Genomic DNA, 24906 nt, shown 5'->3' on the forward strand with positions numbered 1-24906 from the left:
GGGCCTCCTCGATACGGGCGTGGTCAGGCGGGGACGGGGGTGTAGACGGCGTTCTTCTCGGCGCTCTCCTCCACCGCCGCCAGGACCCGCTGCACCTGCAGGCCGTCGGCGAACGACGGTGCCGGGGTGACCCCTTCGGCGATCCCGAGGACGAGGTCGCGCGCCTGGTGGGTGAAGGTGTGCTCGTAGCCGAGCGCGTGGCCGGGCGGCCACCACGCCTCCAGGTACGGATGGCCCGGCTCGGTCACCAGGATCCGCCGGAAGCCGGCCGAGTCGGCGGGTTCGGTGTGGTCGTGGAACGACAGCTCGTTCAGCCGCTCCAGGTCGAAGGCGAGTGAGCCGCGCTCGCCGTTGATCTCCAGCCGCAGGGCGTTCTTGCGCCCCGAGGCCATCCGGGTGGCCTCGAAGGAGGCGAGCGCCCCCGAGGCCAGCCGCCCGGTGAACAGCGCCGCGTCGTCGACGGTGACCGGCCCCCGCCGCGTGCTCCCGGAGCCCGACAGCCCCGACGACGTGCCGGCCAGCTCGGGCCGCTCCCGTACGAACGTCTCGGTGAGCGCCGAGACGCCCACCAGGGGCTCCCCCGCCAGGTACTGCGCGAGGTCGACGGCGTGCGCGCCGAGGTCACCGAGCGCCCCGGAGCCCGCGTACTCGCGCTTCAGCCGCCAGGTCAGCGGGAAGTCGGGGTCGACGAGCCAGTCCTGGAGGTAGGTCACCCGCACGTGGCGGATGGTGCCCACCCTCCCGTCCGCGATGAGCCGGCGGGCGTAGGCGACCGCCGGCACCCGCCGGTAGTTGAAGCCGACCATGGCCACCTGGCCGCGGGCGGCGGCCCGCTCGGCCGCCGCGGCCATGGCCTCTGCCTCGGCGACCGAGTTGGCCAGCGGCTTCTCGCACAGGACGTGCTTGCCCGCCTCGAGCGCCGCGACGGCGATCTCGGCGTGGCTGTCCCCGGGGGTGCACACGTCCACCAGCTGGACGTCGTCCCGGTCCACCAGTGCCCGCCAGTCCGTCTCCGCGGCGGCCCAGCCGTGCCGGGCGGCCGCGGCCCGCACCGCCCCCTCGTCCCGGCCGCCGATCGCGGCCAGGACGGGCCTCATCGGCAGGTCGAACACGCGGCCCACGGTGCGCCACGCGTGGGAGTGGGTGGCGCCCATGAAGGCGTAGCCGACCATGCCGATGCCGAGCGCCGGCGAAGCGGCCCCTGCCTCACTGTCTTCCTTGCCGGCCATATCAGCCATGCCGTTGCTCCTCGTCGGTTGCTCGGTTCGGACGGGCGGGGCGGATCTGTTAGATGAAGCCCGTCGGCAGGTACTCGTCGACGTTCTCCTTGGTGACGACGGCCGAGTACAGGGTGATCGACGCGGGGATCTCCAGCTCCGACAACCCGCCGACGCCCTTCTTCTGTCCGAGCGCACGGGCCAGGTCGATGGCGGAGGCGGCCATGGTGGGCGGGTACAGGACGGTCGCCTTCAGCACGCCGTTGTCGGCCTTGATGGCGTCCATCGCCGACTTGGACCCGGCACCGCCGACCATGAAGAACTCGTCACGGCCCGCCTGCGCGATCGCGCGCAGGGCACCGACACCCTGGTCGTCGTCGTGGTTCCACAGCGCGTCGAACTGCTTCTGCGCCTGCAGCAGCTGGGCCATCTTGGCCTGGCCGGTCTCGACGGTGAACTCGGCGGCCTGCCGGGCCACCTTCCTGATGTTGGGGTAGTTCTTCAGGGCGTCGTCGAAGCCCTGGGTACGCTGCCGGGTCAGCTCCAGGTTGTCGATGCCGGCGAGCTCGACGACCTTGGCGTCCGGCTTGTCCTTGAGCTGCTCGCCGATGTAGCGGCCGGCGTTGAGCCCCATGCCGTAGTTGTCGCCGCCGATCCAGCAGCGGTACGCCTGCGGGGAGGCGAAGACCCGGTCCAGGTTGATCACCGGGATGCCGGCCTTCATGGCCTGCAGGCCCACCTGGGTGAGGGCCTTGCCGTCGGCCGGCAGGATGACCAGGACGTCGACCTTCTTGTTGATCAGCGTCTGGATCTGCCCGATCTGGGCGGCGGTGTCGTTGGAGCCCTCGGTGATCTCCAGCGTCACCTCGGAGTACTTCGCGGCGCGGTCCTTGGCGTTCTGGTTGATGGCGTTGAGCCAGCCGTGGTCGGCCTGCGGGCCGGCGAAGCCGATCGTGACCGGCGTGCCGGGCTTGTCGTCGGCGGCGGCCGCCGTGGTGGCGGCCGTGCCGGCCTTCTTCGGCTCGTTGCTGGTGCAGGCGGTGAGGGCCGCTCCGGCGGAGACGGCGGCGGCGCCGAAGAGCAGTCCTCTGCGGCTGGTGACCGGGATTCGTGGCATGGCGGTGAAACCCTCCGGGATAGGGCGGTGCGGGGCGCGTGCGGGTTGTCGGGTGGAGCGGGGGCGACGGGCTGTGTCAGCCGTCGCCGTTGCGCACGGTGCTGCGCTGGACCAGGACGGCGGCCACGATGATCGCTCCCTTGGCGATCTGCTGGACGGCGCTCTCCAGGTTGTTGAGGGCGAAGATGTTCTGGATGGTGATGAACACCAGGACGCCCAGGACGGAGCCGACGATCGTGCCGCGGCCGCCGCTGAGCAGCGTGCCGCCGATGATCGCCGCGGCGATGGCGTCGAGCTCGTAGAGGTTGCCGTTGGTGTTCTGGCCCGAGCCGGACAGGATGATCAGCATGAAGGCCGCGATGCCGCAGCACAGCCCGGACAGCAGGTAGAGGTAGAGCCGCTGCCGGCGGACGTCGATGCCGGCGAGGCGGGCCGCCTCCGCGTTGCCGCCGACGGCCACGGTCCGGCGCCCGAACGTCGTCCGGTTCAGCACCAGCCAGCCGATGACGGTGACCCCGGCGAAGACCAGCACCAGCGGCGGGATGCCGAGGACGTAGCTGGCGGGAAGGCCGAGGTCGAGCACCGAGTTCACGGTGACGATCTGCGTCTTGCCGTCGGTGAGGTACAGGGCGAGCCCGCGTGCCGAGGCGAGCATGGCGAGGGTCGCGATGAACGGCACCATGCCGCCGTAGGCGATGAGCACCCCGTTGACCAGCCCGCAGCCGACGCCGACGACGACCGCGGTGAAGAGGATGCCCGCGAAGCCGTATTCCTGGGTGGCGAGGGTCGTCGCCCATACGGAGGAGAGCGCGACGATCGCGCCGACGGACAGGTCGATGCCGCCGCTGGTGATCACGAAGGTCATGCCGACGGTGACGACACCGATGACGGACGCCTGGGTGAGCACCAGTTGGAGGTTGGAGACGTCCAGGAAGGCGTCGGGCTGCGTGATGCCCCCGACGAGGACGAGGGCGGCGAGGACGCCGAGCAGGGACAGGTTGCGGACGTCGGCGTGGAGCCCCAGCGCCGGACGCCGGCCGCCGCCCTTCGTGACGGGGGACGCGTCCGCGGGCGGCGTCGGTGCCTGCGGGGCCTGGGAAGCGGGCTGTGTCATCAGCTCGGGCTCCCTTCCATGACGAGGTCGAGTACGCGGTGTTCGTCCAGCTCCGTCGCGGGCGCCGTGTGCACGACGCGTCCCTCACGGAGCACCAGCACCCGGTCCGCGAGCCCCAGGACTTCGGGGACCTCGCTGGAGACGAGGAGTACGGCGAGCCCGTCGTCGGCGAGCCGGCGGATCACCGCGTACAGCTCGGCGCGGGCGCCCACGTCGACGCCGCGGGTCGGCTCGTCCAGCAGCAGGACGCGGCAGCCGCGCAGCAGCCAGCGGGCCAGGACGGCCTTCTGCTGGTTGCCGCCGGACAGGGTGCGCACCCGTGCGTCGGGGTTGTCGGGCCGCAGCGACAGCGACCGGGTGGACTCCCGGGCGGCCCGTCGTTCCTCCCTGCGGTCGAGCCAGCCGGCCCGGGAGAAGCGGGCGAGCGTGGACACCGACACGTTGCGCGTGACGGACTCCAGCATCAGCAGTGCCTGCGCCTTGCGCTCCTCCGGCGCCAGTCCCAGACCGGCGCGGACGGCGGAGCGGACGCTGCCGGGTTTGAGGGGCCGGCCGTCGACGGTCACCCGGCCGGCGGTGGGCTTCCTGGCGCCGTAGAGCGTCTCGAGGATCTCCGACCGTCCGGAGCCCACGAGTCCGGCGAGCCCGACGATCTCCCCCGGGCGCACTTCCAGGTCCACGGCGGCGAACTCGCCGTCGCGGGCGAGCCCTTCGACCCGCAGGACGGGGTCGCCGGAGCGCGGTCCCGCAGGACGCGGCGGGAAGACGTACTCGACGTCACGGCCCGTCATGAGGGCGACGATGTCGCGCGTGGGCATGGACTTGGCGGGGAGTCCGCCGGCGACGGCGCGGCCGTCCTTCAGGACGGTGACCCGGTCACCGACGCGGCGGATCTCCTCCAGCCGGTGGGAGATGTAGACGACCGCGACGCCGTCGGCGGTCAACTGCCCGACGATGCGCAGCAGGTTGTCGGTCTCCTCGGGGTCCAGCGCGGCGGACGGCTCGTCCATGACGATGAGGCGCACGTCGTGGGAGAGCGCCCGGGCCATCGAGACGATCTGCTGCTGTGCGGCCGAAAGGTCACCGACGCGGCGGGCGGGGTCGACCTCGGGGTGGCCGAGCCGGCGCAGCAGGACGGCCGCCTCGCGGCGCGCGTCGCGTCCGCGCACGACGAAGCCGGCGGTGGTCGGTTCGTGGCCGAGGAAGACGTTCTCGGCCACGGACAGCCCCTCGACCAGGTCGAGTTCCTGGTAGATGGTCGCGATGCCGAGCCTCATGGCGGCGATCGGCGACTTCAGCGACACCGGTTCCCCGCGCCAGGTGATCTCCCCGCCGTCGGGCTGGTGGGCCCCGGCGAGCACCTTGATGAGGGTGGACTTCCCCGCGCCGTTCTGGCCGAGGAGGCAGTGCACCTCGCCGGCCTGGACGTCCAGGTCGACGCCGTCCAGGGCGCGGACGCCGGGGAAGGACTTGGTGATGCCGGACATGGTGAGCAGCGGCGCTGCTGTCGGGGGCGGCGGTGCCGGTGGTTGTGGTGCCATGACGATCCCCTCGGCGGGTGCGGGTGACACGTGCGCGTGCGGAGCGTGCAGTGGAGCCGGTGGTGCCGTGGTGTCGGTGGAGCCTTGGCCGGTGGGGGGATCAGGCCGGGGAGAACACGTGGTCGCTGATGAGCCGGGCCGCGCCGATCACGCCGGCGGTGGGGCCCAGTTCACCCAGGACGATGGGGAGGTTGCCGGTCGCCAGGGGCAGCGACTGGCGGTAGACCTGGCTGCGGATGCTGGCGAGCAGCGTGTGGCCGAGGCCGGTGACGCCGCCGCCGATCACGACCAGTGCGGGGTTGAAGAAGCTGACGAGCCCGGCGATGACCTGCCCGACGCGGTTGCCCCCCTCGCGGATGAGTTCGAGTGCCGCCGCGTCACCGACCGCGGCCGCCGCGGCGACGTCGACGGCGGACAGCCGACCGACCGCCTCGAGCCGGGCAGCGAGGGCGGCGGACCGGCCTGACCTGGCCGCCTCCAGGGCGTCCTGGACGAGCGCGGCGCCGCTGAAGTGGGCTTCCAGGCAGCCCTTGTTGCCGCAGGCGCAGGCGCGTCCGTCGGCCTCGACCCGGATGTGGCCGATGTCGCCGGCGCTGCCCGTCACACCGCGGTGCACCTCTCCGCCGACGACGATGCCGCAGCCGATGCCGGTGCCGATCTTGACGCAGAGGAAGTCACCGACGGAGCGGGCGACCCCGGCGTGCTGCTCCCCCATCGCCATCAGGTTCACGTCGTTGTCGACCATGACGGGGCAGCCCAGTTCCTGGCTGAGTGCCTCGCGGACCGGGAAGCCGTCCCAGCCGGGCATGATCGGCGGCGCGACGGGGACGCCCTCGGGGAACCGCACCGGTCCCGGTACCCCGATGCCCGCGCCGTCGAAGCCCTCGGCGAGGCCGGCGGCCTTGAGTTTGGCGGCCATTTCGAGGATCCGCTCGAATACGGCGACCGGTCCCTCACGGACGTCCATCGGGTGGTTGAGGTGGCCGAGCACCTCCAGCTCGGCGTTGGTGACGGCGACGTCGACCGAGGTGGCGCCGATGTCGACGCCGAGGAAGCGCAGGCCCGGGGCGAGCCTGATGTTGTGCGAACGCCGCCCGCCGCGCGATGCGGCCAGGCCGTCCGCGACGACCAGACCCGTCTCCAGCAGCCGGTCGACCTCGACGGCGAGCTTGGAACGGGACAGGTCGATCTGGTCCCCCATCTGGGCACGGGAGTTGGGACCGCCGTCACGGAGCAGCCGCAGGAGCCGCGCCTGATGCGCGTTGGCGGGTCGAGCTGTCATGCGTCTCATGTGCCCCTCACCTCCCCCGGCCGTCGGCATGGGGATACCGGACCGGCGTCGGCCGGTCCCGCTCCGTCAGGCTTTCGATGGGAAAGTAGCAGCGCCTGCCCAGCGGGGGAAGAAGTTGCGCAGGAATCAGCAAGGTCTTTTTCCGGTTCCAGGACAAAGTCCGGAAGAGGTCAACTCACCTGCGGGGCAGGGGGCGTGGGCGCGCCCGGAACGGCACGCATGGAGGCGACGTGGCGAACCGGGGGGAGGGGCGGGTCCGCCACGGCGGGCGGTGCCAGCCGTGGGTCACACCGGCGAGAAGACGTGGTCGCTGATCAGGCGGGTGGCCCCGACCACGCCCGCGGTCGGGCCGAGTTCACTGAGGACGATCGGCAGGTTGCCGGTGGCCAGCGGCAGCGACTGGCCGTACACCTGGCTGCGGATGCTCGCCAGGAGGGTGTGCCCCAGACCGGTGAGACCGCCGCCGATCACGACGAGTCCGGGGTTGAAGAAGCTCACCAGGCCGGCGATGACCTGGCCCGTGCGGTTGCCGCCCTGCCGGATGAGGTCGAGCGCCGCACCGTCCCCGCCCGCCGCGGCGGCCGCCACGTCGGCGGAGGTGAGCTTCCCCGCAGCGGCCAGCCGGCCGGCGAGCGCCGCGGATTCCCCGGCGGCCGCCGTGGCGGCCGCGTCCCGGGCCAGGGCACTCCCGCCGAAGTAGGCCTCGAGACAGCCGTGGTTGCCGCAGGCGCACGAGATGCCGCCCGGCACCACCTGGATGTGACCGATGTCCCCGGCGCTGCCGGTGACCCCGCGGTAGACCTGCCCGCCCACGACGATGCCGCAGCCGATGCCGGTCCCGATCTTGACGAAGAGGAAGTCCCGCACGGAGCGGGCGACCCCGGCGTGCTGCTCCCCCAGCGCCATGAGGTTCACGTCGTTGTCGACCAGGACGGGACAGCCGAGTTCCTGGCTCATGGCCTCACGGACGGGGAACCCGTCCCAGCCGGGCATGATCGGCGGGGCGACCGGCACGCCGTCGGGGAACCGCACCGGCCCGGGCACCCCGATCCCCGCCCCGTCGAAGCTCTCCGCGGCGCCGGTGGCGCGCAGCTCGGCCGCCATCGCCAGCACCTGCTCGAACACGGCGACCGGCCCCTCGCGCACGTCGAACCGCGCGGCACGGTGGCCGAGCACCTCCAGCTCGGCGTTGGTGACGGCGACGTCGACCGAGGTGGCGCCGATGTCCACGCCCAGGAAGCGCAGCGAGGGCGCGAGGCGCACGTTGTGGGAGGGCCGTCCGCCGCGGGAGGCGGCGAGGCCGTCGGGGACCACGAGGCCCGTCTCCAGGAGGCGGTCGACCTCGACCGCCAGCTTGGACCGGGAGAGTTCCACCTGGTCGCCGAGTACGGCCCGCGACTGCGGGCCCGCGTCGCGCAACAGGCGCAGTACTCGCGCCTGGTGCCCGTTCGCCGGACGGGCCGTCATCCGTCTCACGTCGCGCCTCTCCCTCGCCGGTCATCCTCGGGTGCGTCTCGTCACCCTCCGGACGGGGCCACGACTGGACCGGACCGTACCACCGGGGTGGGCGGCCGGGAAGAAACCGCCGAAAGGCACCCGGAGGCCGCTTCTCCGGGCGCACCGGGGGGGGCTGTTTGCGGGCGCCCGCCGCGTCCGGCAGGGTGCGGGGCGACAGCACGCGGCGCGGCTGCCCGCGCCGGGAGGGGGAAGGGGTTCGTGATGACGTGGTCCCGGATGACCGTGGTCCGTGACGGCGTACGGCTGGAGTGCCGGGACCTGCCCGGTCCGGGGCCGTCGGCGGTCCTGCTGCACGGCCTGGCCGGCCATGCGGGCGAATGGGACCACACGGCGCAGTGGCTGAGCCACCGTCATCGCGTGGTCGCCGTGGACCAGCGGGGGCACGGCGCCTCCGAGCGGCATCCCGGGGACGTCTCCCGCGCGGCCTACGTCGCCGACACCGCCGCCGTCATCGCGGAGTCGGGGACCGGGCCGGCGATCCTGGTGGGCCAGTCGCTCGGCGGCCACACCGCCATGCTGACCGCCGCGGCCCGTCCGGACCTGGTCCGGGCCCTGGTGCTGGTCGAGGCGGGTCCCGGCGGCCCGAACCCGGACGTTCCCGGGGACATCGGAGCGTGGCTGGATTCCTGGCCGGTGCCGTTCCCCTCGGTGGAGTCCGCCGCGGCCTTCCTCGGCGGAGGCCCGGTCGGCAGGGGCTGGGCGGAGGGCCTGGAGCGGCGCGAGGACGGCTGGTGGCCGCGCTTCGAGCGGGACGTCATGGTCGCGTCCCTGCGGGAGAACGCGGAGCGGGACTTCTGGGCGGAGTGGGAGGCGCTGCGGTGCCCGACGCTGGTCGTCCTGGCCGAGAAGGGGATCATCGGGGCCGAGGAGGCCGAGGAGATGTGCCGTCGGCAGCCGCGGGCGGTGGCCGTCGGCGTTCCCGGGACGGGCCACGACCTCCATCTGGAGCGCCCTGACGCGCTGCGCCAGGCGATGACCGCCTTCCTCGACGGGCTCGGATGACGCGGCCCGCCTGACGGGAGCGGGCGGCCCGGTGCGTCACCCCTGCACGCGATAAGTATCGGATGCAAGTTAAGCCGCTTGCGTCGTGCCGCCCCGCGCGCAGCGCGACGCGACGCCGGTTCGCCGCGGCATGCCCGCACCACGTCCGAGTTGGGGAACCCCATGCTGTCCGAGCGGTCCCGCGACCTGACCGCCGAGAGCCTGCCGTCGGTGGGCCCGGTCATCACCGACATCACCCGGCACTTCTACCGGTCGCTCTTCGACGAGCACCCCGACCTCCTGCACCGCATGTTCAACCGCGGCAACCAGGCGAACGGGGAGCAGCAGAACGCCGTCGCCTCCGCCCTCGTCGGCTTCGCGTCGCTGCTGGCGCACCGGCCGTACATCCGGCCCGAGGACGTCGTACGGAGGATCGCGCACAAGCACGCCTCGGTGGGGGTCACACCGGAGCAGTACGCGCTGGTGCACCACCACCTGATGCGGGCCTTCTCCGACGTGCTCGGCGGCGCGCTCTCCCCCGAGGCCGCGGCGGCCTGGGAGGAGGCGTACTGGCTGATGGCGAACGGGCCTCGCGGGCGCCGAGCGGGAGCTCTACGCGTCGGTGGGCGCCGAACCGGGCGAGGCGTGGCGGTACTGGCAGGTCGTCAAGCGCGCCGAGGAGGCCTTCGACGTCGTCTCCCTGCACCTGCAGCCGGTGGACGGCGCCCCCGCCGAGCCGTTCCTGGCCGGGCAGTACGTCACCGTGGCCGCGGCGCTGCCGGACGGGGCCTTCCAACTGCGCCAGTTCAGCCTGTCGTCGGCGCCGCAGGACCCCCTGTGGCGGATCACGGTGCGCAGGCACCGCGGCGACGGGGCGCGCCCGGCCGGAGAGGTGTCGACCTTCCTCCACGAGCACCTGGGCCTCGGGGCCACCGTCCAGGTGTCGCCGCCGTACGGCGAGGTGGTCCTGGACGCATCCGACGCCCCGCTCCTCCTCGCCTCCTCCGGCATCGGCGTCACGCCGCTGGTCAGCATGCTGCGGCAACTGAGCGCCACCGGATCGCGCCGTCCGGTCACCGTGCTCCACCACGACCGCACACCGTGGACGCATCCACTGCGCTTCGAGGTGGAGGAGTGCGTACGGCGGCTCGGCGGCCGTCTGCACGTCTGGTACGAGGACCCGGCGGGGGCACTGCCCCACGCCCGCCAGGGGGCGCCCGACCTGTCGCAGGTGGAGGTGGCGCCCGGAACGCGCGCCTACCTGTGCGGACCGACGTCCTTCACCAGGACACTGCGGCCGAGGCTGGTGCACGCCGGGGTGGCCCCCGCGGCGATCCGCTACGAGGTGTTCGGTCCGGACCTGTGGCACGCCCCGAGCTGACGTCCACGTGGGGCGCGTCACGCCGGGCGGGAATTACTTGATCGGACAATCCAGATTGGTTTAGCCTTCAACCAGCGACCCGGAACGCACCACCCGCGACCGGGCCCGAGATCTGTATCAATCAATCAAGAAAGGCTCGCCATGGACCTGCACCTCAAGGACAAGACCGTCGTCGTCACCGGAGCCAGCCGGGGCATCGGGCTCGCCACCGTCCGCGCCTTCGCGGAGGAGGGCGCGCGCGTGGTCGCCGGCGCCCGCACGCCGGGGGCGGGCCTGGCCCAGCTCGCCGGGTCGTACGACGTCGTGCCGGTGGCCGGGGACCTCGCGACCCAGGAAGGCGTCCAGCGGCTGGTCGCGACCGCGGTGGAGCGGTTCGGCGGGATCGACGTCCTGGTCAACAACGTCGGCGCCGTCCAGCCGCGGCTCGGCGGCTTCCTGTCGGTCACCGACGAGGAGTGGCTGGCGACCATGAACCTCAACCTCATGAGCGCGGTGCGGGCCTGCCGCGCCGCGCTGCCCGGACTGCTGGAATCCCGCGGGGCCGTCGTCACGGTCAGCTCGGTGAACGCCTTCCTGCCCGACCCCGGCGTGATCGACTACACCGCGTCCAAGGCGGCCCTGACCAACTTCTCCAAGGCGCTGTCCAAGGAGGTCGGCCCGCTCGGGGTCCGGGTCAACTCGATCGCCCCGGGGCCGGTGTCCACCGACATCTGGACCGGCGAGAACGGGATGGCCGACCAGGTGGCCCAGGCCATGGGCAAGGACCTCGACAGCGCGGTCGCGGAACTCCTCGCGGGCCTCGGCGGTCTCGCCACGGGACGCCTCACCACGCCGGAGGAGGTGGCGGACCTCGTCCTCATGCTCGCCAGCGACCGCACCGGGAACGTCACGGGAGCGGACTTCACCATCGACGGCGGCCTGATCAAGACCCTCTGAGGCCCGCGCCGTTGGACAGTCCGCGGACAGCCCGGCGAGCGGGTCCACGACTCCCCTATGCTCGCCTACGATCCGACAACCTTCCCAACAGTTGATCCTTGAATCACCTCAGGAGATCGCCATGCCCGAGACACCCGGATCCGGGACCTCGGCCCCACGCGAGGTCGCCGAGGCGATGTACGACGCGATGCTGCGCTCCGACCGCGACACGCTGACGGCCATCGCCTCCCCCGAGATCCGGATCCGGGTGACCGAGGCCCTGCCCTACGGCGGCACGTATTCCGGACTCGCCGGTTTCGCCGCGTTCTTCAGGAAGACCTTCGACCTGATCGAGAGCCGCATCGAGATCGAGCGGCTCTTCGATGCCGGCGGCCAGGTCGTCGCCGTGGGGCGGACCCAGGGCACCGGACGCGACACCGGCCAGGCCTTCGACTCCGCGGTCGTGCACGTCTTCACCGTCGAGGAGGGCAGGATCGTCGGGTTCGACGCCTACGTCGAGGACCGGCCCGTCACCGCGGCGACCAAGGGCGACGGGGCTCCGGCCTGAGGGGCGGCCCTCCGGTCGCCGCGAGGCCGACGGGCCGAGCCCGACGGGCCCGGCCCCCCTGCTCCGGTGTTCAGGCCGAGGCCTGCTGCGGACCCCGCTCGTAGGCCTGCCGCGCCGTCCGCAGCAGGGTGCGCCAGGAGGTCACGGTGGGGCGGCGGCGCAGCAGGGCGCGGCGCTCACGCTCCGTCATACCGCCCCAGATCCCGAACTCGGTACGGTTGTCGAGGGCGTCGGCCAGGCATTCGGTGCGCACGGGGCATCCGCCGCACACGGCCTTGACGCGCTTTTGGGCGGCGCCCTGGACGAACAGCACGTCCGGGTCCTCCATCCGGCACATGGCCTGCGCTCCCCAGTTCTCCACCCAGACGTCGGACTCGCCCGCGAGGCCCGTCGGCCCCGGCTCCCCCACCACGTCAAGCTTCATCGGCGTCTCTCTCCCGCTCCGCCGCCCTGTCGCGCCTTCGCGCGGGGCTTCTCCTCTCGTCCCCGTGCCCTCAGTACGGAGCGGGTGCGGAAACCGTTCAGCGGTCAGGCGGACGAGTCGGCGCGGGCGACGGCGATGTCGGCGAACTCCTCGATGAGCGGGTCGTGCCGGGTGCCGTCCCACGCCAGGAACACGCGGTTGGGACCGATGTCCTCGATCGCGACGTGGGCGATGTCGGCGCGGGTGTAGTACGTCGCGGTGGAGAGCGGCAGCACGACGAGGCCGCGGCCCGCCGCCACGCTCTCCAGCTTCTCCTCGACGGAACGGAAGCCCGAGACGGCCGACCGCTGCTGCGGGTCGGCGAGCTCGCGCGCGATGTCCCGCCACTCGGGGACGGCGGCGGGGTCCTGGAGGAGGTGCTCGCCGGCGAGGTCCGCGATGCGCAGGGCGGGTTTGCCCGCGTAGGGGTGGTCCGCGGGCAGGACGGCGACGCGGGGTTCGGCGAGGAGGCTGCGGGTCGCCAGGCCGCGGGTGTCGACGGGCATCCTGACGTAGCCGATGTCGACGCGTCCGTCGAGGATCACCTCCGTCTGGTCGTCCCAATTCGTCCTGACGACGTCGACCGAAAGGTCCGGGTGCCGGCGGGAGAGTTCCCGCACGGCACTCGTGACGATCAGTCCGGGCATGAAGCCCACGGTGAAGGAGGCGAGGCCGCGGGCCGCCCGGACGGCGCGCCGGCGGGTGGCGTCGGCGGCCGCCAGGAGCGGTCCGGCGTCGGCGAGGAGTTGCGTGCCGGCCGGGGTGAGCTCGGTGCTGCGGCGGTCGCGGGAGAACAACCGCACCTTGAGTTCGTTCTCCAGCGCCCTGATCTGCCGCGACAGCACGGGCTGCGCGATGTGCAGGCGCTGCGCCGCCCTCCCGAAGTGCAACTCCTCGGCCACCGCGACGAAGTACCGCAGCTTGCGCAGATCCAGATCCACGGCCCCTCCTCGCCTGCTCACCGGGACGGACACATCCGAGCGTATCCGCCCGGCCCGCACTCCTCAGCGGGGAGGCTCAGGGGCGGGCGAGGTCGGCCGCGAGGTCGAGCCGGGAGGGACGCCAGCCCAGCTCCCGGCGGGCCCGGGCGCCGGTGAGCCGCTGGTCGAGGGCGAAGGCCTCCGCGATGGGGCCCATCCGCTCCTCGGCCTCCGCCTCGGTCAGGTGCCGGACCGACCCGGGGTGGCCGATCGCCCGGCTCACCGCGTGGGCGATCTCCGCCTGGGTCGGGTGGAGGTCGCCGACCCCGGCGTACACCGAGCCGGGCGCGGCGTTCAGCGCCAGCGCGTAGAGCTCGGCGACGTCGTCGACGTGCACGGTCGACCAGTGGTTGGCGCCGTCGCCCACGCAGGGCACGGAGCCGGTCTCCCGGCCCGGAGCCGCGTAGAAGGCCTCGACCAGTCCGCCGCCGCGGCCGTGGACCAGGCCGGGCATGACCACGACCGGCCGTTCGCCGGTCGCGGCCCGGGCCAGGACGCGCTTCTCGTTCTCCAGCCGCCAGGCGGTCAGGCGCGGCGGGGACAGCGGGGCGTCCTCGTCGGCCACGCCGTCGGTGTCGCCGTATACCCACGCCCCGCCGGTGTGCACGTAGGGCCGAGGCCCGGCGCCGTCCTGCAGCGCCTCGGCCGCCGCCCGGTCGACCTCGGCGGTGCCGGGACCGTAGTGCTGACCCAGGTGGATGACCCCGTCGGCGGCGCGCGCGGCGGCCCGCAGCACGTCCGTATCGGTCAGCTCCCCCCGCACGGGGGCGGCCCCGAGGTCGCCGACGACCCGGGACGAGTCCTCGCTGCGCACCAGGGCGACGACCTGGATCCCCCGGCGCACCAGGGCCTCGATGGTGGCCCGTCCGATGTAACCGGAGCCTCCGGTGAGGAAGACCTTCATGACGCTCGCCTCTCTCGTGGTGTCCTGTGACACCTCCGAGTCTTCGGGCGGGGCGGGCACCGCGTCCAAGACCTGTTCCCCGCCCTGTGATACCCCCCGGGTATCAGCGCAGGGCGGCGTCGATGAGCTCCTGCAGGCGCAGTCCCCGTCGCGCGTCGAGCTCGCCCGCGCGGCCGGAGCGCACGGCGGCGGCGAACTCGGCGCGCAGGACGGGCCAGCCCTCCTCGTGGTCGATGGCGGAGGTGTCGTAGACGAGCTCTCCGCCGGGGCCGAGGAGTTCGATCCGGGTGCGCGGCTTGGCCAGCCGGACGCTGCCGGAGAGGGAGGCCTGGCTGACCGCCCCGTTCTCGTGCTCGCAGGTGACCTCGACCCATCGCCGGGGGTCGCCGGTGGCGCGGATCGAGGTGATGGGGCCGACGGCCGCGTCGAGGAGGTCGATGAGGTGCGGACCGAGGTCGAGCAGGGCGCCCTGTTCCAGGCGCCAGCCGGTGGCGAACTCCCCACCGAGGAAGGCCCCGTGCAGGTAGCAGGACCGGGCGCCGGTGACCTCGGCCTCCCGTGCGCGCCGCAGGAAGGCGCGGGTCTCGGCCTGGTAGCGCTTGGTCAGCACCATCTGGGAGACGACACCGGCCTCGGCGACGGCTTCGGCGACCGCGCGTGCCGAGGCCAGGTCGGGCCCGAGCGGCTTCTCCAGCAGCAGGGCCTTGCCGGCCTTGGCGGCCCGTACGGCCAGTTCGGCCTGGACGGCGGGCGGCACGGCGAAGGCCACGGCCTCGCAGCGGTCGAAGAGTTCCTCCGGGCTGCCGGCCGTCGCCGCGCCGTAGGTGTCGGCGATCTCGCGGGCGGCCTCGGTCCGGCGGGCCCAGACGGCGGTGAGCCGCGTCTCGGGCCCGGCGGCCAGGATCCGCGCGTGCATGGCGCGGGCCCAGGGGCCGGCGCCGATGAGCCCGACCTCGACGGGGGCAGGGGTGTTCACGGTGGTGCTCCAGGGTCAGTTGGGGGCCGCGGCGGTCAGGCGTTCGTTGGCCTGGTCCGGGGCGTAGAGGTGCTCGACCACCATGGCGGTGGCGCCGGCGAGGGCGGCGCGGTCACCGAGCCGGGAGGTCACGACCTGCAGGTTGCGGGTGGCCCGGGGCAGCGCGCGCTGGTAGAGCAGTTCGCGCACCCCGGTGACGAAGTGGGTCTCGGCGAGGTCTCCGGCGATCATCAGGACCCCGGGGTTGAGCAGGGTCACGACCGTGACCAGCACCTCGCCGCAGCGCCGGCCGGCCTCGCGGGCCAGGCGCACCGCGCCGGGGTGGCCGGCGTCGAGGTGCTCGCGTACCTGCGCGGCGGAGCCGGCCGGCACGCCGAGGGCGCTGAGCTGCCCGGCCAGCGCGCGGCCGCTGGCGACGGCGGCGAGGCAGCCGTGGGAGCCGCACATGCACAGGGCGTCGGACGCGTCGTGCAGGCGGATGTGCCCGAGGTCGCCCGCGCCGCCGTCGATCCCGCGAAAGGCGCTGCCGTCGATGACGACGCCCGCGCCGATGCCGGTGGACACCTTGACCAGGACGAAGGCCGAGCAGTCGCGCCAGGAGTCGCGCTGCTCGCCCAGGGCCATCAGGTTGGCGTCGTTGTCGACGAGGACCGGCACCGAGGCGGGCAGTCCGGCGTGGCGGGCGAGCGCCTCCTGCATCCGGGCCGGGACGGGGTAGCCGTCCCAGCCGGGCATGATCGGCGGCCGGACCACCACGCCGGTGGTCCAGTCGACGGGGCCGGGCACCGACAGGCCGACGCCGCACACCGTGGCCGCCGGGACGCCGGCGGCCACGAGGAGCTTGGCGAACCACCGGCCGAGTTCGTCCAGCACCCGCTCCGGGCCCTGGTCGAGCAGCAACTCCCCGGTGTGCTCGGCGAGTACCCGGCCGGACAGGTCCAGCACCGCGGCGCGGGCGCTGGTGGTGTCCAGGTCGGCGGCGAGCACGGCGGCGTGCCCGGAGTCGAACTGCAGGTGCGTGGAGGGCCGTCCGCCGGTGGACTGCCCGCCGGGTACGGTGCGCAGCCAGCCCGCGGCGAAGAGCTGGTCCAGCCGCTGGCCGACGGTGGAGCGGGACAGGCCCGTCACGCGCTGGAGTTCCCCACGGGTGGTCGCCTGCCCGGTCCTGATCAGTTCCAGCAGGTGTCCGGCGGTGCTCCAGGGCGTAGCCATCCGTCCTCGCTCCCCCTCGTGTCGGGCCATGGTGCTCAGCTCTTGTCCGCGCCGCTGGTCAGGCCCTCGGTGAGGAGCCGTTCGGCCGCGTAGAAAAGGAGTACCACGGGAAGCGTCAGCACGACGGAGCCTGCCATGAGGACGGTCTTCGGCACCTCGATGCCGTTGGCCAGTTGCTGCAGTCCCAGGGAGACCGTCCACTTACCGGGTTCGGCGGCGAGGAACAGCAGCGCGAAGAGGAACTCGTTCCAGGCGATCATGAAGACGTACAGCCCGGTGGCCATCAACGACGGGGCGGCCAGCGGCAGGACGACCTTGCGCACGGTCTGCAGCCGCGAGGCGCCGTCGAGGGCGGCGGCCTCCTCGATGCTCTCCGGGATGGTGATGAAGTAGTTCTTCAGCATGTAGATGGACACCGGCACGGTCTGCGCGATGTAGACGATCGCGAGGCCGAACAGGCTGCCCTGCAGGCCGATCCGGGCGAAGATGACGAACAGCGGCACCGCGAGCAGCGTCGCCGGGAAGAGGTAGACGGCCAGGAACAGCGCGCTCACCTGCCGGCCGCCGAAGAACTTCAGGCGGGTGATGGCGTAGGCGCCCGGGACCGACACCAGCAGGGTCAGCAGCATGGTGCCGAGCGCCACCAGGGCGGAGTTGCCGAGCATCCGCAGGAAGCCCTGGCCACCGTCGTCGACCGACTTGAGGACGGTGCGGTAGGTGTCGAGCGTGAGCTCGGAGGTGCCGACCCAGAGCTTGCCGGGGTCGAGCAGCAGCTGGTCGATCGGCTTCACCGAGAGCAGCAGCATGTAGTAGAAGGGGAAGATCGTGATGACCGCGAGTCCGGCGATCACCACCCAGCGAAGGACCCCGAAGGTGCGGTCCTCGATCTGTGCGCGACTGGCCATCACGCCTCCTCCTGAACCTTCTTGGCGAAGAACTTGAAGTAGATGCCGAGCAGCACGGCGAGGATCGCGGCGAGGACGAGGGCTTGGGCCGCGGCGGCGCCCACGTCGTAGCGGGCGGTGAGGAAGTCGTAGACGCGTACCGCGACCACGTCGGTGCCCGAGCCGCCGCCCGTGAGCAGGTAGATGTCGTCGAACTTGTTGAAGGTGAGGATGAAGCGCAGCACCGACAGCAGGGCGATGACCGGCATCAGCTGGGGCAGGAGGATGTGGCGGAACCGCTGCGTGATGGTGGCACCGTCGACGACGGCGGCCTCCTCCAGCCCCTCCGGGACCGCCTGCAGACGGGCCATCAGGAACAGGAACGCGAACGGGAAGTAGCGCCAGGTCTCGAAGGCGATCACGGTGAGCAGGGCCAGCGGCACGTGCACGTGCCACCCGAGGAGCGAGATCTCCTGGGACCTGGTGGACAGGAAGGCGACCGGCTCGTCCCAGCCGAACAGCTTGGTGCCGACCTCGTTCACGATGCCGAACTGCGGGCTGAGCGCGATCTCCCAGACGAAGGTCACGGCGACGACGGGCGCGACGTAGGGCAGCAGCATGGTGCCGCGCAGCAGGGCCCGGCCGCGGAAGGGGCGGCGCAGCGCGAGCGCCGCGATCAGGCCGAGGACGATGGAGCCGGCGGTGGCGCCGACGGTGTAGACCAGGGTGGTCCACAGCGAGGTCCAGAAGCCGGGCGAGGTGAAGACCTCGCCGAAGTTGCCCCAGGTCCAGTTGGACAGGAAGCCCATGCCCTGGATGTCGACCAGCCGGGCGTGCTGGAAGGCCAGCAGGACGGTCCAGGCGATCGGCAGGACCACGACGACCAGGACCACCAGGAGGGTGGGCGAGACGAAGGCGAGTCCGGCGCGGTTCTCCCGCTGGGCCAGGGTCAGCGGGCGCTGGGACTTGGTGTTCGCGGTGTCCGCCTCCGGCGTTCTCCGCTGCTGTGTGCTCTGTGCGGTGCTCATCACTGCTTCCTTGAAGGACGAGGCCGGGGGCGGCTCACTGGAGGGACTTCTGCAGGGACGCGACTTCCTCGTCGGCCTCCTCGGCCGCCTCCTGGGGGGAGGTCTGGCCGGTGGTCATGTCACCCACCGCCTTGGGGATGGGCAGTTCGCCGATGGTGGCGCCCACGAGTGCGCCCTGGCCCTGGGTGATGCCCCAGCGCTTCATGTTGCCGACGCCGGCGGCGAGTTCGTCGAGCAGCTGCGGGGAGAAGACCTCTTCCATGGACTTCTTGGTGTCCACGCCCATGTCGCTGGCCCGCCAGGCCTTGAGGTACTTCTGCGGATCATCGGCGGTTCCGGCCCGGACGGGGATCTTGCCCTCGGGGGCCATGCCGAACCAGCCCTGGTAGCCGTCGCCCATCATGAACTCGATGAACTTCTCCGAGGCGGCGGTCTCGGCGGTCTTGGTCACGACCCACGAGGAGACCTCGCCGAACTGGGCGGGCTTGGCGGCGTCGGGACCGCTCAGCGCGGTGACGATCCCGCTGTTGTCGGAGAGGTACTGCGGGTCCTTCTTGCACTGGGCGCAGCTGGGCAGGGCGTCGTTGCGCAGCCCGGCCAGCTCGTCGAGGAGGAAGGTGGACCAGACGATCATGGAGGAGCGGCCGGCGAAGTAGGTGGCCCGGGTGGTGTCCACGGTCTGGGTGCCGGGGGCGCCATATTCGCCGGCGAGCTTGTCGTAGGCGTCGAAGGCGCGCTCGCACTGCGGGCTGTCGAGGGTGACGTCGCCCTTGGCGTCGGCGAGTTCGCAGCCGTTGGCGAGGGCGATGTCCTCGAAGCTCTGCTGGGTGAAGACGTCACTGGGGTCGGTGGAGAGCGAGATGCCGCTGGTGCCGCCGCTGTTGAGCTTCCGCGCGGCCTTGAGCATCGCGTCGTAGCTGTCGGGGGCGGCGAGACCCGCCTTGGCGAAGAGGTCCTTGCGGTAGACGAGGATCTGCATCCAGGCGTCGCTGGGCACGCCGAGGCGGGTGGCGCCGTCGCCGGTCAGCTTGAGGGCGTTGCTGTTGAAGGTACCGGACCCCAGATCGTCGACGATCTTCTTCGTGGCGTCGGTGTTCAGCAGGCCGTTGCTGTACATCTGCCAGACCGGCGCGAGGGGTATGCCGCCGATGACGTCGGGGAGGGTGCCCGCGGCGGCGGCCGACATGATCAGCTGCGGCAGCTGTCCCTCGTCGACCCCGACCAGGTTCACCTTGACCCCGGACTCCTTCTCGAAGGCGGCGATGGTCTTCTTCGTCGCCTCCACGCGGTCGGTGAGGTTCTCCAGGCTCCAGACGGTGATCTTGTTGTCGGGTTTCCCGTTGTCCTGCGCCGCGCAGCCGGACATCACCCCGATTCCCATTACGGCGGCCAAGCCGCTCGCCAGCGCCCTCGACCGTCGGGACCACATGCGCATCAACCGTCCTCATCGTCAGCCTTGCGTTACGTACGCGTTGCATCAGAGCACCACTTTTGCTTGTTGACAAGACTTAAGTCTCGGATATCTTCGACGTAAGTCAGCCTTCGATGGCTGAACGGACCGCATAACCGATCTTTCCGGAGTCCCCTGTGGAACGCGTAGTCCAGTTCACCGGCCCCCGTCAGGTGGAGGTCGCCCCGAGCGAGTCAGTCCCCCTGCCCCCTGGCCATCTGCGCGTACGAACCCGCTACTCCGGCATCTCGGCGGGCACCGAGCTCACCGCGTACCGCGGCACCAACCCGTACCTGACCCGCACCTGGGACCCGGAGGCGCGCCTGTTCCGCGAGGGCGCGGCGGGCATCGAGTACCCCGTCGCGGGCTGGGGGTACTCCGAGGTCGGCGAGGTGACGGAAGTCTCACCCGAGCTCACGGACGTCCCCGGCATGCCCGCCGTGGGCGACCTCGTCTGGGGCATCTGGGGCCACCGCAGCGAGGGCGTCGTGCCCGCCGAGCGCATGGTCGGGCACGTGCTCCCGGCCGGCCTGGAGCCGCTGGCCGGTGCCTTCGCCCGCGTCGGGGCGATCGCGTACAACGCCGTCCTCGGCGCCGACGTCCACCTCGGTGAGGACGTCGCCGTCTTCGGCCAGGGCGTCATCGGGCTGCTCACCACCCGGCTCGCCCAGTTGAACGGCGCCCGCGTCACCGCGGTCGACGCGCTCGACGTCCGCCTCGCCAAGGCCGCGGAGTACGGCGCGACGACCACCCTCAACGCCCGCACGGACGCGGTCGCCGAGCGGATCCGCGCCGCCACCGACGGCCGCGGCGCCGACGTCGCCATCGAGATCAGCGGCGCCTACCCGGCCCTGCACGACGCCCTGCGCTCGGTCGCGGTCGGCGGGCGCGTCGTGGCCTCCGGCTTCTACCAGGGCGACGGCGTGGGCCTGCGGCTCGGCGACGAGTTCCACCACAACCGCGTGCAGCTGATCTGCTCCCAGATCGGCGGGGTCCCGCCGCAGCTCAGCGGGCGCTGGAGCGTCGAACGCCTCCAGCAGACCTTCCTGCGGCTGGTCGCCGAGGGCCGCGTCGACGTGAAGTCCCTCGTCAGCCATGTCGTCCCGGTCGCCGACGCGGCCGAAGCCTACGTCCTGCTGGATGAGCGTCCCGCCGACGCGCTCCAGGTCGTCCTGGAGTTCTGAGAGGCCCCTCGATCATGTTCAAGACCGCTTGCCAGGAACAGCTACTGCCCGGTGACACCCTCCAGCAGAAGTGGGAGTTCGCCCAGGAAGCCGGCTACGACGCCATCGAACTGCGCGGCAAGGGCGACCTCCACTTCCGCGACCGGCTCCCCGAACTGCGCAGGGCCCAGGCCGACGGAGTCGTCATGCCGACCGTCTGCGTCGACATGCTGCACTTCTTCGGCGCCTTCGACCCCGACCTGCGCCGTGACGCCCTCGCCCAGATGAAGTCGCAGCTCAGCGTCATCGCCGAACTCGGCGGCCGCGGCGCCCAGACCCCCGCCTCGTACGGCATGTTCTCCCGCCGGCTGCCGCCCTTCGAGCCGCCGCGCAGCGAGGAGGAGGACCGCGAGGTGCTCCTTGCGGGTCTGACGGAACTGGGCGAGCACGCCCGCGCCGAGGGTGTCACGCTCTTCCTGGAGCCCCTCAACCGCTACGAGGACCACATGGTCAACCGGCTGGAGCAGGCCGCCGACCTGATCCGCACCGTGGGTCTGGACTCGGTGCGCATCGGGATCGACAGCTACCACATGAACATCGAGGAGACCGATCCCGCGGCGGCCATCCTGGCCGTGGCACCGCTGATCGGCCACGCCCAGGTCAGCGACTCCAACCGCTTCCAGCCCGGCGCCGGCCACCTGGACTGGCCGGCCTGGCTCGGGGCGCTGGACGCCGCCGGGTACGACGGCTACCTGGCCGCGGAGTGCCGTCTGACCGGTGACCCCGTCGACGCCGTGCGGTCCGTCCCCGCGTTCCTGCACCGGGCCGCCGGATGACGGCCGTCCTCGAACCGGCCCTGCGGTCCCCGGACCGCGAAGGGGACCGGGACGCGGCGCTGCGCCGGGCCGCCGCCCGCGTCCTGCTGTCCAACTGGACGGGCGCGGCGACCGTCCCCTCGCGCACCCTCTACCCGCACCAGTGGAGCTGGGACTCCGCCTTCATCGCCGTCGGGCTGGCCCGGCTCGCCCCGCGCAGGGCCCAGCGCGAACTGGAGACCCTGCTGGGGGCGCAGTGGCGCGACGGCCGTGTCCCGCACATCGTCTTCAACCCCTCGGTGCCCCTGGACGCGTACTTCCCGAGCCCCGACTTCTGGCGCAGTTCGGGCGCGGGCGCCGCCTCGGGCGCGCCGGCGGACATCGAGACCTCCGGCATCGTCCAGCCGCCGGTGCACGCCCTCGCCGCCTGGCAGGTCCACCTCGCGGACCCGGCCGAGTCCCGGCGCCGCGGTTTCCTGCGCCGGATGTACCCCCGGCTCGCCGCCTGGCACCGCTACCTCGCCGCCTCGCGCGACCTGGGCGGCGGCGGGCTGGCGGCCGTGGTGCACCCCTGGGAGCCCGGCCTGGACAACAGCCCGGTCTGGGACGCGGCCCTCGCCAGGGTCGAACCGGCCCCGCCGGAGTCCTTCCGCAGGGCGGACCTCGACCACAGCGCGCCCGACGACCGCCCCACCGACCTCGACTATGGCCGCTACGTCCGGCTCGCCGCCGACTACCGCGACCACGGCTACGACGACGCGCGCACCCCGCACGCCTTCGCCCTCGAGGACCCCTGCTTCAACGCCCTGTTCATCGCCTCCGAGCACGCCCTCGCCGAGATCGCCGCAGCCACCGGCGCGGACCCCGGACCGCACCGCCGGAAGGCGGCGCAGGCCACGGCCGCGCTGGTCGACCGGTTGTGGGACCCCGCCTCGGGCATCTTCCTCGCCCGTGACCTGACGACCGGCGAGGCCGTCCGCGGCCACAGCGTCGCGGGACTCGTACCGCTGATCGTGCCCGGCCTCCCGGACACCGTCGTGCGGTCGCTGATCGCGACGGCGCACGGCGAGCGCTTCCGGCTCGGCCGGGTGCACCTGGTGCCGAGCTACGACCTCACCGCCCCCGAGTACGACGGCAACCGCTACTGGCGGGGCCCCAGTTGGTTCAACACCGCCTGGCTGGTCCACCGAGGCCTGCGGCAGCACGGCGCGACCGAGGCGGCCGACGCCCTGCGCGACCAGGCGCTCGACGACGCCCGCCGCACCGGCTTCGCCGAGTACGTCGAACCGCACAGTGGCCAGGGCCGCGGCATCCGCCGCTTCAGCTGGACCGCGGCACTGGCCCTGGACCTGCTGCACCGGACACCGCAAGGAGAGCCCGCCCGATGACCGTCGAACGTCTGCTGGTCCACCGCGGCACCTTCGCCTCCACCAGCCGCTCCGGCGACATCACCGGACGCCGTGGCGACACCCCGGACGGCCTCTTCCTCCGCGACGCCCGGCACCTGAGCCGCTGGCGGCTCACCGCGGACGGCGTCGCGCCGTCCCTGCTGACCTCCTCCGACGACGGTTTCGTGCTCACCCCGGAGGGCGGCCGGGACGAACCTCCCGCGTACTCGCTCTTCCGCCGGCAGGCCGTCGTGGCGGGTGCGCTCACCGAGCGCGTCCGCGTGGTCAGCAACCGCGCGGAGCCGGCGACGGTGGAGATCGCGCTGGAGGTGGACGCCGACTTCGCGGACCAGTTCGAGCTGCGGGGCGACCACCGGCACTACGACAAGGCCGACGGCCGGCGCACCGTCGAGGACCGGCCGGACGGCGTCACCTTCCGCTACCGGCGCGGCGAGGACTGGGACGCGCGGACCACCGTCACCGCCTCCCCCGCCCCCGCGGAAGTCCGCCGGCCCGCGCCGGAAGGCACCGCACGCCTGCTCACCTGGCGGCTGTCCCTGCCCGGACACGGTGCGGCCGAGCTCGCCCTGAGCGTCCGGGCGGTGCCCCACGGCGCCGCGGAACCGGCCGCTCCCCCGGACCCGATGGCGGTCCGCAACCGGCATGCCGCCGAGGAGGACGGCTTCGTCCAGGCGCGGCCGCGGCCGCGTTCGCTCACCAACTGGGACGAGCTCGCGCGGGCCTGCGCGGCGGGCCTGGCCGACCTGGCCCGGCTCCGCGTACCGGCGACGGGCCCGGCGGGCGAGCCGCTGCTGGTGCCCGCGGCCGGCATCCCCTGGTTCCTCACCCTCTTCGGCCGCGATTCGCTGCTCACCTCGCTGTTCGCGCTGCCGTACCGGCCGGAGCTGGCCGCCGACACCCTCCTCGCGCTGGCGGCCACCCAGGGCACCCGGCACGACGCGGCCCGCCTCGAGCAGCCGGGCAGGATCGTGCACGAGGTCCGGCACGGCGAACTCGCCCACTTCCGGCAGGTGCCTTACGGCCGCTACTACGGCAGTGCCGACGCCACGCCGCTGTTCCTGGTGCTGCTGGAGGCCCACAGCGCGGCGACCGGCGATCCGCGGCTCGCACGGCGCCTGGAGCCGCACGCCCGTGCCGCGGTGGAGTGGATGTTCCGCGACGGCGGGCTGGGCGGGAGCGGCTACCTCCGCTACACCTCCGACGCCGCGCGCGGCGGGCTGGCGCACCAGAACTGGAAGGACTCCGAAGGGGCCATCTGCTTCGCCGACGGCCGCCGGCCCGAGGGCGCGCTCGCCGTCGCCGAGGTCCAGGGCTACGCCTACGACGCCCTGGTCCGCACCGCGCGCCTGGCCCGGACCGTGTGGGGCGACGCCGAGGAGGCGGCCCGGCTCGAGAAGGCCGCGGCGGACCTGCGGGAACGGTTCCGCCGGGACTTCTGGATGAGCGGCCCGGACTTCCCCGCCCTCGCCCTGGACGGCGAGGACCGGCACGTCGACGCCCTCGCCTCGGACGCCGGGCACCTACTGTGGTCCGGCATCCTCGACCCCGCCGACGCGCGGACGGTGGGTCGGCGCCTGCTGCAGCCCGACTTCTTCTCCGGCTGGGGGGTGCGCACCCTGGCGTCGGGCCAGGCCCCTTACCACCCGCTGTCGTACCACCGCGGCAGCATCTGGCCGCACGACAACGCGGTCGTCGTGCTGGGGCTGGCGCGCAGCGGTCTGGCGGAGGAGGCCTCAAAGATCGCCCACGGGCTGGTCCAGGCGGCCGCCGCGCACGACTGGCGGCTGCCGGAGGTGATGGCCGGGTACGGGCGGGACGAGCACCCGGTCCCCGTGCCGTATCCGCACTCCTGCTCGCCGCAGGCCTGGGCCGCGGCCACGCCTCTGGCACTGCTCACCGCGCTCAACGGCGGCCCCGAGGCTCTGCGCTGAGACCGGCCGGCACGGCCCGGGCCCCGGGTCCCCCGCCGCCACAGCGGG

General features: G+C 72.8%; 21 protein-coding genes and 1 pseudogene. 8 read left to right on the top strand and 14 right to left on the bottom strand.

Annotated features, from left to right (window positions below; translation table 11 throughout):
* Positions 1-23 precede the first annotated feature (23 nt).
* From OG937_05825 to OG937_05850, 6 genes are all read right to left on the bottom strand, one after another.
* Positions 24-1229 carry a Gfo/Idh/MocA family oxidoreductase gene (locus OG937_05825; GenBank protein WUD78639.1) on the bottom strand — a complete coding sequence of 402 codons (1206 nt, stop codon included), beginning with the start codon at positions 1227-1229 and terminating at the stop codon, positions 24-26.
* Between the two features lie 58 nt (positions 1230-1287).
* Positions 1288-2334, bottom strand: a complete 1047-nt coding sequence (locus OG937_05830) for a substrate-binding domain-containing protein (GenBank protein WUD71242.1) — start codon at positions 2332-2334, stop codon at positions 1288-1290.
* Between the two features lie 76 nt (positions 2335-2410).
* Positions 2411-3448, bottom strand: coding sequence for an ABC transporter permease (locus tag OG937_05835; GenBank protein ID WUD71243.1), 1038 nt, complete (start codon positions 3446-3448; stop codon positions 2411-2413).
* On the bottom strand, positions 3448-4989 hold the full coding sequence (locus tag OG937_05840; GenBank protein WUD71244.1) for a sugar ABC transporter ATP-binding protein: 1542 nt from the start codon (positions 4987-4989) through the stop codon (positions 3448-3450). Before OG937_05840 ends, OG937_05835 begins: the two co-directional genes overlap by 1 nt.
* 100 nt (positions 4990-5089) lie before the next feature.
* On the bottom strand, positions 5090-6271 hold the full coding sequence (locus OG937_05845; protein WUD71245.1) for an ROK family transcriptional regulator: 1182 nt from the start codon (positions 6269-6271) through the stop codon (positions 5090-5092).
* A gap of 294 nt (positions 6272-6565) precedes the next feature.
* The gene (locus tag OG937_05850; protein WUD78640.1) at positions 6566-7747 is read right to left on the bottom strand and encodes an ROK family transcriptional regulator; all 1182 of its coding nucleotides are present in this window, start codon (positions 7745-7747) and stop codon (positions 6566-6568) included.
* Positions 7748-7999: 252 nt separating this feature from the next.
* Between OG937_05850 and OG937_05855 the strand changes: the two genes are divergently transcribed.
* From OG937_05855 to OG937_05870, 4 genes and pseudogenes are all read left to right on the top strand, one after another.
* On the top strand, positions 8000-8800 hold the full coding sequence (locus OG937_05855) for an alpha/beta hydrolase (GenBank protein WUD71246.1): 801 nt from the start codon (positions 8000-8002) through the stop codon (positions 8798-8800).
* A gap of 162 nt (positions 8801-8962) precedes the next feature.
* Positions 8963-10160 (top strand): annotated as a pseudogene (locus tag OG937_05860) (hemin transporter).
* 141 nt (positions 10161-10301) lie between these two features.
* Positions 10302-11096, top strand: coding sequence for an oxidoreductase (locus tag OG937_05865; GenBank protein ID WUD71247.1), 795 nt, complete (start codon positions 10302-10304; stop codon positions 11094-11096).
* A gap of 121 nt (positions 11097-11217) precedes the next feature.
* Positions 11218-11643: a nuclear transport factor 2 family protein gene (locus OG937_05870; GenBank protein WUD71248.1), complete on the top strand. Its 426-nt coding sequence runs from the start codon at positions 11218-11220 to the stop codon at positions 11641-11643.
* Between the two features lie 70 nt (positions 11644-11713).
* Here the strand turns inward: OG937_05870 and OG937_05875 are convergent, their stop codons facing one another.
* The 8 genes from OG937_05875 to OG937_05910 form a co-directional block, all read right to left on the bottom strand.
* Positions 11714-12067 carry a WhiB family transcriptional regulator gene (locus OG937_05875; protein WUD71249.1) on the bottom strand — a complete coding sequence of 118 codons (354 nt, stop codon included), beginning with the start codon at positions 12065-12067 and terminating at the stop codon, positions 11714-11716.
* 104 nt (positions 12068-12171) lie between these two features.
* Entirely contained in the window at positions 12172-13047 is an 876-nt protein-coding gene (locus tag OG937_05880; protein ID WUD71250.1) for a LysR substrate-binding domain-containing protein, read from the bottom strand.
* Between the two features lie 76 nt (positions 13048-13123).
* Complete coding sequence (locus tag OG937_05885) at positions 13124-13990, bottom strand: NAD-dependent epimerase/dehydratase family protein (GenBank protein WUD71251.1); 867 nt, start codon at positions 13988-13990, stop codon at positions 13124-13126.
* Between the two features lie 103 nt (positions 13991-14093).
* The gene (locus OG937_05890) at positions 14094-14966 is read right to left on the bottom strand and encodes a Gfo/Idh/MocA family oxidoreductase (protein ID WUD71252.1); all 873 of its coding nucleotides are present in this window, start codon (positions 14964-14966) and stop codon (positions 14094-14096) included.
* A 15-nt stretch (positions 14967-14981) separates the two neighbouring features.
* A complete protein-coding gene (locus OG937_05895; protein ID WUD71253.1) occupies positions 14982-16178 on the bottom strand; it encodes an ROK family protein in 1197 nt (398 codons plus the stop codon).
* Between the two features lie 35 nt (positions 16179-16213).
* Complete coding sequence (locus tag OG937_05900) at positions 16214-17083, bottom strand: carbohydrate ABC transporter permease (GenBank protein ID WUD71254.1); 870 nt, start codon at positions 17081-17083, stop codon at positions 16214-16216.
* Complete coding sequence (locus tag OG937_05905) at positions 17083-18090, bottom strand: sugar ABC transporter permease (GenBank protein ID WUD71255.1); 1008 nt, start codon at positions 18088-18090, stop codon at positions 17083-17085. Before OG937_05905 ends, OG937_05900 begins: the two co-directional genes overlap by 1 nt.
* Before the next feature lie 34 nt (positions 18091-18124).
* Positions 18125-19525, bottom strand: a complete 1401-nt coding sequence (locus OG937_05910) for an extracellular solute-binding protein (protein WUD71256.1) — start codon at positions 19523-19525, stop codon at positions 18125-18127.
* A 152-nt stretch (positions 19526-19677) separates the two neighbouring features.
* On the opposite strand from OG937_05910, the gene OG937_05915 reads away from it, so the two are divergent.
* From OG937_05915 to OG937_05930, 4 genes are read left to right on the top strand one after another with little or no spacing between them, the layout of a single operon-like run.
* Positions 19678-20724 carry a zinc-binding alcohol dehydrogenase gene (locus OG937_05915; GenBank protein ID WUD71257.1) on the top strand — a complete coding sequence of 349 codons (1047 nt, stop codon included), beginning with the start codon at positions 19678-19680 and terminating at the stop codon, positions 20722-20724.
* A 14-nt stretch (positions 20725-20738) separates the two neighbouring features.
* Positions 20739-21539, top strand: a complete 801-nt coding sequence (locus OG937_05920) for a sugar phosphate isomerase/epimerase (protein ID WUD71258.1) — start codon at positions 20739-20741, stop codon at positions 21537-21539.
* Positions 21536-22906 (top strand): hypothetical protein, encoded by a 1371-nt coding sequence (locus OG937_05925; protein ID WUD71259.1) that lies wholly within the window; start codon positions 21536-21538, stop codon positions 22904-22906. The genes OG937_05920 and OG937_05925 overlap by 4 nt, the downstream gene beginning before the upstream one ends.
* Positions 22903-24858, top strand: a complete 1956-nt coding sequence (locus tag OG937_05930) for an aminotransferase (protein WUD71260.1) — start codon at positions 22903-22905, stop codon at positions 24856-24858. The genes OG937_05925 and OG937_05930 overlap by 4 nt, the downstream gene beginning before the upstream one ends.
* Positions 24859-24906 lie beyond the last annotated feature (48 nt).

It is taken from the genome of Streptomyces sp. NBC_00510 (genome assembly GCA_036013505.1).
Classification (GTDB): domain Bacteria; phylum Actinomycetota; class Actinomycetes; order Streptomycetales; family Streptomycetaceae; genus Actinacidiphila.